Here is an 11,316-nt window from a genome sequence, read left to right as displayed (position 1 = left end):
GCCCCAGGCCCGGCCAGGAAGCCGGACGTCCGTGCGCAGCCAGCCGCTGCCCGGCCGGCCGGTGAAGCCGGGCAGCGCCCGCCACGCGGTCCCCGCGAGGCGCGTGCGCCGCGTGCGCCAAGGCCGGTCAACCCGCTGCCGCCCATCACCTTCCCGGAGGCCCTGCCGGTCTCCGGCCGCCGCGACGAGATCGCCGCGGCGCTGCTGGCCAACCAGGTGGTGATCGTCTCGGGCGAGACCGGCTCGGGCAAGACCACCCAGCTGCCCAAGATCTGCCTGTCGATCGGGCGCGGCCCGGGGCGCGAGGGTGGGGGGCTGATCGGCCACACCCAGCCGCGGCGCATCGCCGCCACCTCGACCGCCAAACGCATTGCGCAGGAGATCGGCACGCCGCTGGGCGAGCACGTGGGCTACCAGGTGCGTTTCAACGACACCATGTCGTCGGGGGCGTCGGTCAAGCTGATGACCGACGGCATCCTGCTGGCCGAGACTCAGAACGATCCGCTGCTGCGCGCCTACGACACGCTGATCATCGATGAGGCGCACGAGCGCAGCCTGAACATCGACTTCCTGATCGGCTACCTGCGCCAGATCCTGCCGAAGCGCCCGGACCTGAAGGTGATCATCACCTCGGCCACCATCGATGCCCAGCGCTTTGCCCAGCATTTCGCCTCGGGCGACAAGCCGGCGCCGGTGATCGAGGTCAGCGGCCGCCTGTACCCGGTGGAAGTGCGCTACCGTCCGATCACCGAGGACGTGCCCGCGGGCGCGCCGCGCAGCCCGCAGGCGCGCGAGCGCGACCTGTACGACGGCATTGTCGAGGCGGTCGACGAGGTGTGCCGCGTCGGCCCGGGCGATGTGCTGGTGTTCCTGCCCGGCGAGCGCGAGATCCGCGAAGCCGCCGAGGCGCTGCGCAAGCACCACCCGCCGCATACCGAGATCCTGCCGCTGTTTGCGCGGCTGTCGGTGCAGGAGCAGGAGCGGGTGTTCAAGCCGTCCAACGCGCGGCGCATCGTGCTGGCGACCAACGTCGCCGAAACCTCGCTGACGGTGCCGGGCATCCGCTACGTGGTCGATACCGGGCTGGCGCGGGTCAAGCGCTACTCGTACCGCAACAAGGTCGAGCAACTGCAGGTCGAGTCGATCTCGCAGGCCGCTGCCAACCAGCGCGCCGGCCGTTGCGGCCGGGTTGCCAACGGCGTGTGCATCCGGCTGTATGAGGAGTCCGATTTCGCCGGCCGGCCGCGCTTTACCGACCCCGAGATCCTGCGCTCGTCGCTGGCCGCGGTGATCCTGCGCATGAAGGCGCTGCGGCTGACCGAGATCGAGTCGTTCCCGTTTATCGAGCCGCCGCTGGGCCGCGCCGTTGCCGACGGCTACCAGCTGCTGCAGGAACTGGGCGCGGTCGACGACGCCAACCAGCTTACCGGCACCGGGCGCCAGCTGGCCAAGCTGCCGCTGGACCCGCGCGTGGCGCGCATGATCCTGGCCGCGCGCGAGCATCACTGCCTGCGCGAGGTGCTGGTCATCGCCAGCGCGCTGTCGGTGCAGGACCCGCGCGACCGCCCGCAGGAGGCGCAGGAAGCCGCCGACCAGGCGCACCGCAAGTTCATGGACGAGAAGTCCGAGTTCCTGGGCTGGGTCAAGCTGTGGAAGTGGTTCGAGGACGCGGTCGCGCACAAGAAGTCCAACCGCCAGCTGCAGGACCAGTGCCGCGCCCACTTCCTGTCGCACCTGCGGCTGCGCGAGTGGCGCGACGTGCATTCGCAACTGCTGACCACGGTGACCGAGCAGGGCTGGCGCCTGAACGACAGCGAGCCCACCTATGAGCAGGTGCACAAGGCGCTGCTGACCGGCCTGCTGGGCAATGTCGGCTGCCGCATCGAGGATGGCGACGGCAAGGGCCGCGAATACCTGGGCGCGCGCGGCATCAAGTTCCACCTGTGGCCGGGCTCGCTGATCGCGCGCAAGGTCGGGCGCTGGATCGTCGCGGCCGAGCTGGTCGAGACCAGCCGGCTGTTCGCGCGCACGCTGGCGCGCATCGAGCCGGAGTGGCTGGAACAGGTGGGCCGTCACCTGCTCAAGGTCAGCTGGAGCGATCCGCACTGGGAAAAGAAGGCGGGCCAGGTGCTGGCGCTGGAGCGCGCCACGCTGTACGGGCTGGTGGTCTACCAGCACCGGCGCGTGCACTACGGCCCGATGAACCCGCAGGAAGCGCGCGAGATCTTTATCCGCCGTGCGCTGGTCGAGGGCGAGTTCGACACGCGCCTGCCGTTCTACGCGCACAACCAGCGCCTGGTGCGCGAGATCGAGAACCTGGAGCACAAGTCGCGCCGCCAGGACGTGCTGGTCGACGACGAACTGATCTACGCCTTCTACGATCGCGCGATTCCCGCCGACATCTGCCAGCAGGCCAGCTTCGAGCAGTGGTACCAGGCAGAGAGCGGCAAGGACCGCAAGCTGCTGTACCTGAACCGCGACGAGCTGATGCGGCACGAGGCGGCCGGCATCACCACCGACCTGTTCCCCAAGGCCATGAACGTGGCCGGGGTGGACATGGGGCTGACCTACCACTTCGAGCCAGGCAGCCACCGCGACGGCGTGACCCTGACCGTGCCGCTGTACGCACTCAACCAGGTGCGCCAGGAGCGCGCCGACTGGCTGGTGCCGGGCATGATCAAGGAGAAGGTGCACCTGCTGCTCAAGTCGCTGCCGCAGAAGCTGCGCCGCCACTGCGTGCCGCTGCCGGAATATGCCGCGGCCTTTGTCGCGCGCCAGCCGCTTGGCGAGGGCGAGCTGCTGGACGTGCTGATTGCCGATATCCGCGAGCAGACCGGCACCATGGTCAAGCGCGCCGACTTCAAGCTGGAAACGCTGCCCGCGCACCATACGATGAACTTCAAGGTGGTCGACGAGCACGGCCGCCAGCTTGAGATGGGCCGCAACCTGGCCCAGCTGCGCGCCGAGCTGGGCGGGCAGGCGCAGCAGTCGTTCCAGCGGGTGGCCGCGCAAGCCGCGGCACAGGCGGCAACCCAGGCCCCGGAGCAGGCGGCGCCGCTGGCCGCGGCCGAGCCCGGCAAGTACGAGGGCCTGACCGGCTGGACCTTCGGTGAGCTGCCCGAGCTGCTGGAGATCCGCAAGGGCAGCCAGACCCTGTTCGGCTACCCCGCGCTGGTCGATCGCGGCACGCACTGCGACGTGGAAGTCTTCGACGACCCGCAGGAAGCCGCCCGCGTCCACCACCTGGGGCTGCGCCGGCTGTTTGCGCTGCAGCTGCGCGAGCAGGTCAAGTTCATCGAGAAGAACATCCCGGGCCTGCAGCAGATGGCGATGCAGTACATGACGCTGGGCACGCAGGAGATGCTGCGCGAACAGGTCGTGATGCTGGCGCTGGAGCGTGCCTGCATGCAGGCGCCGCTGCCGCGCAACGAGGCCGAGTTCAATGCACGCAAGGATGAGGGCCGCACCCGGCTGTCGCTGCTGGCGCAGGAGATCGCGCGGCTGGTGGGGACCATCCTGGCCGAGTACGCCGGACTGCCGCGCAAGCTGCTGCAGGCCAAGCCGTTCGCCGGGCCCCATGCGGACATGGAAGCGCAGCTCGGGCGGCTGATGGGCAAGCGCTTTGTCGACGAGACCCCATACACGCAACTGGTCCATTTCCCGCGCTACCTGAAGGGCATCGCCATGCGGGTGGACAAGCTCAAGGGCGACCCGGCGCGCGACACCCAGCGCACGCAGGAGATGGCGCCGCTGGTGCAGCAGTGGCAGCGGGCCGAAAAGCAGCTGCGCACTCAGGGCCGCGGCGGCGAGGACGCGCGGCTGGAGGAATTCCGCTGGATGCTGGAGGAGCTGCGCATCGCGCTGTTCGCCCAGGAGCTGCGCACACCGGTGCCGATGTCGGTCAAGCGGCTGCAGAAAGTGTGGGAATCGATGCAGCGCTGAGCGCCGGCGCGGGGCGCAATGCCGGGGCGAACCGCAAATGGTCGCTCCGGCGCAACAATCTGCCAAAATCTTGATCGAGTTCGGCCGCGGCGTCAGCGGATTTTCGTGCTCAACCGTTAGAATCGCCGGTTCAGTCTTCTTCTGGCGGGTCTTATGTTTGCGCTGCGGTTCGCATTGCGTCGTGTTGTAGCTGGTGGTTTCACGGTGGGCGCCCTGGCGCTGGGCCTGCTGGCCGCACCGGCATCGGCGGAAGTGGTTGTGATCCTGAATTCAGGTGATGCAACCGTCACGCTGATCGACAAAGATACGCAGAAGGTGCTGGAGACCTTCCCGATCGGCAAGGAACCGCACCACCTGATCGCAACGCCGGACGACAAGTCGCTGATCGTTGCCAACGCGGTCGGCAACGACCTGGTGTTCCTGGACCCGGTCTCGGGCAAGGTCCAGCAGCGCGTGCCCAATGTCGACGACCCGTACCAGATCGGCTTCTCGCCGGACCAGAAGTGGTTTGTCGCCACCGGCAACCGGCTCGACCGTGTCGACCTCTACCGCTGGGACGGCAAGGCGCTGAAGCTGGCCAAGCAGTTCCCGCTGGCCAAGACCCCCAGCCATATCGCCTTTACCGCCGACAGCCGCATCGCCTTCATCACGCTGCAGGACTCCAATGAGGTCGCAGCCATCGACCTGGTCACGCAGAACGTGATGTGGCGCATGGAAACCGGCTCGGCGCCGGCGGGCATCTGGGTCACGCCGGACCAGAAATACCTGCTGGTCGGCATGACCGGGGCTGATTACGTGGCCGTGATCGACTGGCGCACGCGCACGGTGGTCAAGCAGATCCAGACCGGCAAGGGCGCGCACAACTTCCGCGCGGTCGGCGACAAGCGCCACCTGTTCCTCAGCAACCGGGTCACGAGCAGCATCAGCATTATCGACCAGCAGACGCTGGCCAAGGTCGGCGACATCACCGGCCTGCCGCCGGGCCCGGACGACATGGAGCTGACCGCCGACGGCAAGACGCTGTGGGTCACCTTCCGCTGGGCGCGCTCGGTCGGCCTGGTCGACGTGGCCAGCCGCAAGCTGGTCAAGACCGTGCGCGTCGGGCGCTCGCCGCACGGCATCTATTTCCGCACTCGCGCGCCGCTGTATTGACCGGGCAGGGCAGGGACCATGGACGATACCAGGGCATCGCGATCCGGACGGCTGGGCAGGCTGCTGGCTGCGCTGGCGCTTGCCTGCGTCCTGCCGTCGGCGCTGCAGGCGGCTGACGTGCCCAAGCCTGGCGCCAAGGCGTGCCCGGCCGGCACGCTTTACCTGACCTTCGACACCGGCAGCATGAGCCAGGCGCAGTTGATCGCCGATACGCTGCGCCGCCACCATATCCGCGCCACCTTCTTCCTGGCCAATGAGCCGACCGTGCGCCAGGACAGTTCGCTGGACCCATCCTGGGCGCCGTACTGGAAGTCACTGGTGGCCGACGGCCACGCCTTTGGCACGCATACCTTCGACCATGTCTACCTGCGCAGCGTGCACGCCGGGCATGTGACCATGAGGCCGCAGTTCGGCACGCAGGCGGGCAAGGACATGGTCATGGACGCGGCCGGATTCTGCCAGGAGCTGCGGCGCAGCGCCGACGCCTTCCACGGCATGACCGGCGCCGCCATGGTGCCGCTGTGGCGCGCCCCGGGCGGGCGCACCGCCCCGCAGACGGTGCAATGGGCCGAGCAGTGCGGCTTCCGCCACGTCGGCTGGGCGCCGGCCGGGTTCCTGGGCGACGAGCTGTCGTCCGACCGCTATCCCAACGCGGCGCTGCTGGAACGCGCGCTGGCCAACCTGCGCGACGGCGATATCACCATGGCGCACCTGGGCATCTGGTCGCGCAAGGATCCGTGGGCGCCCGGCGTGCTGGAGCCGCTGCTCGCCGGCCTTGAGCGCAAGGGATTCTGTTTCGCGACGCTGCGCGAGCACCCGGCCTACCGCGACTGGATCGCCAGGCCGCAGCCAGTCGGGCAAAAGGAGGGCAGGCGCTGATGTGGGAGACGCTGAACGGCTGGATCGGCCAGGTCGAGGGCACGCTGTTCCAGGACGTGGTGCTGCCCGTGGTCTACGACCTCGGGTTTGGCCGCTATGCCGAGGAAGCCTTCACCGGCACCGAGTGGCTGCTGGTGGGCCTGGTGCAGATCGTGGTGATGGCATTGATCCTGGGGCCGCTGGAGAAATGGCGCCCGGTCGAGCCGGTATCCGACCGCGCCGGCATCCGCACCGATATCTTCTACACGGTGATCCACCGGCTCGGGCTGTTCCGGCTGGCCATGTTCTTCCTGCTCGCGCCGCTGACCGACGCCCTGGAAGGCGACCTGCGGCTGATGGGCTGGCACCGCATCAATGTGGAAGACTGGTGGCCGGGCGTGACCTCGGTGCCGCTGGTCAGCTTCTTTGTCTACCTGCTGCTGTTCGACTTCCTCGACTACTGGTACCACCGGCTGTCGCATTCGTTCCGCTGGTGGTGGCATCTGCATGCGGTGCACCACAGCCAGCGCCAGATGACGCTGTGGAGCGACAACCGCAACCACCTGCTGGACGACATGCTGCGCGATCTGGTGTTCGCGCTGGTGGCGCTGGGCGTGGGCGTGGAGCCGTCGCAGTACGTGCTGCTGGTGGCGTTGTCGCAGTTGCTGCAGAGCCTGCAGCATGCCAACGTGCGACTGCAATTCGGCGCCATCGGCGAGCGGCTGCTGATCTCGCCGCGCTTTCATCGCACCCACCACGCCGTGGGCATCGGCCATGAGGCCGACGGCGCACCGGCCAAGCTGGGCGGCTGCAACTACGGCGTGATCTTCCCGTGGTGGGACATGCTGCTCGGCACCGCGGTCTTCACCGAGACCTACCACCCGACCGGCATCCGCGACCAGCTGCCGCCGCCGCTGGGCAAGGGCCACGACTACGGCGCGGGCTTCCTGGCGCACCAGTGGTACGGCATCAAGCGGCTGCTGCGGCTGCGCTGAAACGGCGGGTCTGGAGGTAGTCCTCCACCCGCGGCGCAACACGGCGCGCCGCGGCGGCAAGCGGCGTATGCTAGTGTTCCGGGTTGCCGCCGGTCCGGCCCAGTCGGACTTCTGCCGCGCCCGGCGCCTTTCCTCCTGTCTGCCTTCGACTGCATGAACGATATCTTCCGCTCGTTTGGCCGCGCGCTGGTCAGCCAGCTGCATCCCCGCATGCTGATGCTGACCGTGCTGCCTTTCGTCCTGGCCACGCTGCTGTGGGGCGGTCTGCTCTGGTGGGGCTGGGACCCCATCATGGGCGCCACGCGCAGCTTCCTGGAAACCTCCATCCTGACCAGCTGGATCTACAGCGCGCTCGACTGGTTCGGCCTGCAATCGATGCGCACCATCGTGGCGCCGCTGTTCGTGGCGGCACTGGCAATCCCGCTGGTGATTGCCTCGATGCTGATGTTTATCGGCGTGTTCTCGGTGCCGGCGGTGGTGCGCCACCTGGAGCGCAGCTACCCGGACCTGGCCAAGGCCCATGGCGGCAGCATCCTGGGCAGCGTGTTCCAGTCGCTGGGCAGCACGCTGGTGTTCCTGGTGCTGGTGCTGGTGACGCTGCCGCTGTGGCTGATCCCGCCGTTCTTTGCGCTGATCCCGCCGGTGCTGTGGGGCTGGCTGACCTACCGCGTGATGACGTATGACGCGCTCGCCGACCACGCCAGCGCCGAAGAGCGCAAGACGCTGTTGCGCCGCCACCGCACGCCGCTGCTGGTGATCGGGGTGGCGGTGGGGCTGCTGGGCTCGGCGCCGACGCTGCTGTGGGTGTCGTCGGCGGCGGTGATCTTCCTGTTTCCGTTCGTGCTGGCCGGCACGCTGTGGCTGTATGTGCTGATCTTTATCTTCTCGGCGCTGTGGTTCGGCCACTTCTGCCTGCGCGCGCTGGCGCAGCTGCGGGCCGAGCGCGCGGCGGTGCCGGCCCAGCCGCCGGCGCATCAGCCGGACCAGCCGGCGCTTGACGGCGACGTCATCGACCTGGCGCCGAGCGACGTGCGCCGCATCGAAAATTCCTGAAGCGAGGGCAATATGGGTTTTGGCCTGATCGTCATTGGCGACGAGATCCTGTCGGGGCGGCGTGAAGACAAGCATCTGCGCCGCACCATCGAACTGCTGGGCGCGCGCGGGCTGGCGCTGGACTGGGCCGAATACGTCGGCGATGACCGAGCCCGCATCACCGCCACGCTGCGGCGCACGCTGGCCGGCCCGGACGTGGTGTTCTGCACCGGCGGCATCGGCGCCACGCCGGACGATCACACCCGCCAGTGCGTGGCCGCCGCGCTGGGCGTGCCGCTGGTGCTGCATCCCGAGGCGCGCGAACTGATTGCGCTGCGCATTGCCGAGACCGCCGGCGGCGACCCGGTCAAGGCCGACCTGAATCAGCCGGAAAACCAGCACCGCTTCAAAATGGGCGAGTTCCCCAAGGGCGCGCGCATCATTCCCAACAGCTACAACCGCATCCCGGGCTTTTCGGTCGGTCACCATCACTTCATGCCGGGATTCCCGGTGATGGCATGGCCGATGATGGAATGGGTGCTGGACCACGACTATGCGCACCTGTTCCACCAGGTGCAGCAGCAGGAGCGGGCCTTCTACGTGTTCGAGGCGCCGGAGTCCACGCTGACGCCGCTGATGGAGAAGGTCGAAGCGGCGCATCCGGGCATCCGCGTGTTCAGCCTGCCCTCGGTCGGCGACGTGCAGCGCGGCGACCGCTTCGCGCGCCGCCATATCGACCTGGGGGTCAAGGGCCCGGCCGATCTGCTGGCACCGGCCTATGCGATGCTGCTCGCAGGCGTGCAGGCGATGGGGTTCGAGATCGTGGAGCAGCCGCCGCGCGAAGCGGCGCAGGCTTAAGGCGGCACGGGTCGCAAGAAGAAGGGGCAGCCTTGGCTGCCCCTTCTCTCATTCTGGCCCGACCGCGATCAGGCGCCGTGCCACGGCAGTCCGCGCACGCACCAGCCTTCAACAGTCTTGCGGTGGTGGTGGTCGTCGCGGTTGCCCTCGAAGCCTTCCAGCACGTCCATGGCGAAGTGGTAGCCGGCGTCGGTGGCCACGCGCGCGGCGTGCTTGGAGCGCGCCGCGCTGCGGCACAGGAACAGCACCGGCACGTCGGCCGGAACGCGTGCCCTCAGCTCTTCGACAAAGCGGGCATTCTGCGCACCGCCCGGATAGGACATCCATTCGACATGGGCGAACTGCGCATCCGGCACGTCAACGCCGCCGACCCAGTCCAGTTCGGCCTGGGTGCGCACGTCGACCAGCACGGCGGAAGGATCGTTCTGCAGCAGCGCAAAGGCTTCCTGCGGCGACAGCGCGCCAAAATACGGGAGCTGGTTCTGTTGCTGGCGCTGGCGGGCGGCCTGGAGGAGATCGTCTCGGGTGGTCATCTGCGTGACAAATTTGAGGAATGGAATTGGAGGCGGCAAAGCCGCAACGCACTATTCTATAGCGCCGGGCCGATTCGAAGCCTCATTGACTGCTGTTGGGGCGTCGGGTGACTCCTTTTGGTGCATCCGCACTGTTCAAGTGCGACGCCTTGCTGAATGCACCATTGTGGTGTTTTATTAGGAGGCGCTACGCCGGAATGCGTGTAACCGGTGCGCCACTCGGCAGCCGAGCCGCTGCTTCTCTTACGCCGCCGCGGTGCGCGGTTCGCCGACGTTGCACTTTTTTCGGGCTGCCGGTGGCGGTGGGGCGTTCGCATGGCACGCTTTCTGCTAACATTCTTCGTCCTTTCGTGGCTGGTCGGGACGGCGCGGCAGAGCATGCATCGGCGCCGGTGACGACAGGCCCAAGAATTGGCTTTCTCAGACTTCCGCCGAATATCCAGGAGATTGGCATGGCCCACAGCGTTGCAGACGTGATGAAGCTGGTGAAGGAAAACGACGTCAAGTTCGTCGATTTCCGTTTCACCGATACCAAAGGCAAGGAGCAACACGTGTCCGTGCCCGTGTCGCACTTCGATGAAGACAAGTTCGAAAGCGGCCACGCCTTCGACGGTTCGTCGATCGCCGGCTGGAAGGGTATCGAAGCTTCGGACATGCTGCTGATGCCGGATTCGAACACCGCCCACATCGACCCGTTCTACGAAGAGCCGACGCTGGTGCTGTCCTGCGACGTGGTCGAGCCGTCGGACGGCAAGGGCTATGACCGCGACCCGCGTTCCATCGCCAAGCGCGCCGAAGCCTACCTGAAGAGCACCGGCCTGGGCGACACCGCTTTCTTTGGTCCGGAGCCCGAGTTTTTCATCTTCGACGGCGTGACCTGGAACGTCGACATGCAAGGCTGCTTCGTGAAGATCCATTCCGAAGAAGCCCCGTGGTCGTCGGCCAAGGAATTCGAGCACGGCAACAGCGGCCACCGTCCGGGCAAGAAGGGCGGCTACTTCCCGGTCGCCCCGATCGACACCTTCCAGGACATGCGTTCGGAAATGTGCCTGATCCTGGAATCGCTGGGCATCCCCGTTGAAGTCCACCACCACGAAGTGGCTGGTCAGGGCCAGAACGAAATCGGCACCCGCTTCAGCACGCTGGTGCAGCGCGCCGACTGGACCCAGATGCAGAAGTACGTGATCCAGAACGTCGCCCACACCTACGGCAAGACCGCCACCTTCATGCCGAAGCCGATCGTTGGCGACAACGGTTCGGGCATGCACGTGCACCAGTCCGTGTGGAAGGACGGCCAGAACCTGTTCGCGGGCAACGGCTACGCCGGCCTGTCGGAATTCGCGCTGTACTACATCGGCGGCATCATCAAGCACGCCCGTGCCCTGAATGCCATCACCAACCCGGGCACGAACTCGTACAAGCGCCTGGTGCCGGGCTTCGAAGCTCCGGTGAAGCTGGCCTACTCGGCCCGCAACCGCTCGGCTTCGATCCGCATCCCGTATGTGGCCAACCCGAAGGGCCGCCGCATCGAGACCCGCTTCCCGGATCCGCTGATGAACCCGTACCTGGGCTTCTCGGCGCTGCTGATGGCCGGCCTGGATGGCGTGATGAACAAGATCCACCCGGGCGAAGCTGCCGACAAGAACCTGTACGACCTGCCGCCGGAAGAGGATGCAAAGATCCCGACCGTGTGCTCGAGCCTGGACCAGGCGCTGGAGTACCTGGACAACGACCGCGAGTTCCTGACCCGCGGCGGCGTGTTCTCGAACTCGATGATCGATGCCTACATCGAACTGAAGATGGAAGAAGTCACGCGTTTCCGCATGACCACGCACCCGGTCGAGTTCGAAATGTACTACTCGCTGTAAGCGGCCTTTGCCCGGGAATGACGCAGGTTGTGGCCGGGCAACAGTTGCACCAGAAAGGGGCGGCTTCGGCTGTCCCTT

8 protein-coding genes are annotated in these 11,316 nt (G+C 67.2%); 7 read left to right on the top strand and 1 reads right to left on the bottom strand.

What is annotated here, in order from left to right; genetic code table 11:
• From hrpA to AC3WRR_RS30575, 6 genes are all read left to right on the top strand, one after another.
• On the top strand, positions 1–3,942 hold a 3,942-nt coding region (gene hrpA, locus AC3WRR_RS30600), incomplete at its 5' end, for an ATP-dependent RNA helicase HrpA (protein ID WP_492298945.1).
• A 153-nt stretch (positions 3,943–4,095) separates the two neighbouring features.
• Positions 4,096–5,094 carry a YVTN family beta-propeller repeat protein gene (locus tag AC3WRR_RS30595; RefSeq protein WP_010809448.1) on the top strand — a complete coding sequence of 333 codons (999 nt, stop codon included), beginning with the start codon at positions 4,096–4,098 and terminating at the stop codon, positions 5,092–5,094.
• A gap of 18 nt (positions 5,095–5,112) precedes the next feature.
• Entirely contained in the window at positions 5,113–5,973 is an 861-nt protein-coding gene (locus AC3WRR_RS30590; protein ID WP_011615616.1) for a polysaccharide deacetylase family protein, read from the top strand.
• Entirely contained in the window at positions 5,973–6,947 is a 975-nt protein-coding gene (locus AC3WRR_RS30585; RefSeq protein WP_439668036.1) for a sterol desaturase family protein, read from the top strand. The genes AC3WRR_RS30590 and AC3WRR_RS30585 overlap by 1 nt, the downstream gene beginning before the upstream one ends.
• Positions 6,948–7,100: 153 nt before the next feature.
• Complete coding sequence (locus AC3WRR_RS30580) at positions 7,101–8,000, top strand: EI24 domain-containing protein (protein ID WP_439668035.1); 900 nt, start codon at positions 7,101–7,103, stop codon at positions 7,998–8,000.
• Between the two features lie 12 nt (positions 8,001–8,012).
• Complete coding sequence (locus AC3WRR_RS30575) at positions 8,013–8,837, top strand: competence/damage-inducible protein A (RefSeq protein WP_011615614.1); 825 nt, start codon at positions 8,013–8,015, stop codon at positions 8,835–8,837.
• Between the two features lie 68 nt (positions 8,838–8,905).
• Here the strand turns inward: AC3WRR_RS30575 and AC3WRR_RS30570 are convergent, their stop codons facing one another.
• Positions 8,906–9,370 (bottom strand): rhodanese-like domain-containing protein, encoded by a 465-nt coding sequence (locus tag AC3WRR_RS30570; RefSeq protein ID WP_454749758.1) that lies wholly within the window; start codon positions 9,368–9,370, stop codon positions 8,906–8,908.
• Between the two features lie 452 nt (positions 9,371–9,822).
• Between AC3WRR_RS30570 and AC3WRR_RS30565 the strand changes: the two genes are divergently transcribed.
• Entirely contained in the window at positions 9,823–11,238 is a 1,416-nt protein-coding gene (locus AC3WRR_RS30565; protein WP_010809454.1) for a 3-hydroxylaminophenol mutase, read from the top strand.
• Positions 11,239–11,316 lie beyond the last annotated feature (78 nt).

It is taken from the genome of Cupriavidus sp. FW305-3-2-15-C-LB2 (assembly GCF_058787575.1).
The sequence above is the reverse complement of the archived record's forward strand: the minus strand, read 5'-3'. Positions and strand labels throughout refer to the sequence as shown.

Bases quoted from the DNA above. Each gene is read 5' to 3' on its own strand.
- AC3WRR_RS30585 (WP_439668036.1), top strand. From the start codon at position 5,973: ATGTGGGAGACGCTGAACGGCTGGATCGGCCAGGTCGAGGGCACGCTG.
- AC3WRR_RS30570 (WP_454749758.1), bottom strand. From the start codon at position 9,370: ATGACCACCCGAGACGATCTCCTCCAGGCCGCCCGCCAGCGCCAGCAA.
- AC3WRR_RS30575 (WP_011615614.1), top strand. From the start codon at position 8,013: ATGGGTTTTGGCCTGATCGTCATTGGCGACGAGATCCTGTCGGGGCGG.
- AC3WRR_RS30595 (WP_010809448.1), top strand. From the start codon at position 4,096: ATGTTTGCGCTGCGGTTCGCATTGCGTCGTGTTGTAGCTGGTGGTTTC.
- AC3WRR_RS30580 (WP_439668035.1), top strand. From the start codon at position 7,101: ATGAACGATATCTTCCGCTCGTTTGGCCGCGCGCTGGTCAGCCAGCTG.
- AC3WRR_RS30565 (WP_010809454.1), top strand. From the start codon at position 9,823: ATGGCCCACAGCGTTGCAGACGTGATGAAGCTGGTGAAGGAAAACGAC.
- AC3WRR_RS30590 (WP_011615616.1), top strand. From the start codon at position 5,113: ATGGACGATACCAGGGCATCGCGATCCGGACGGCTGGGCAGGCTGCTG.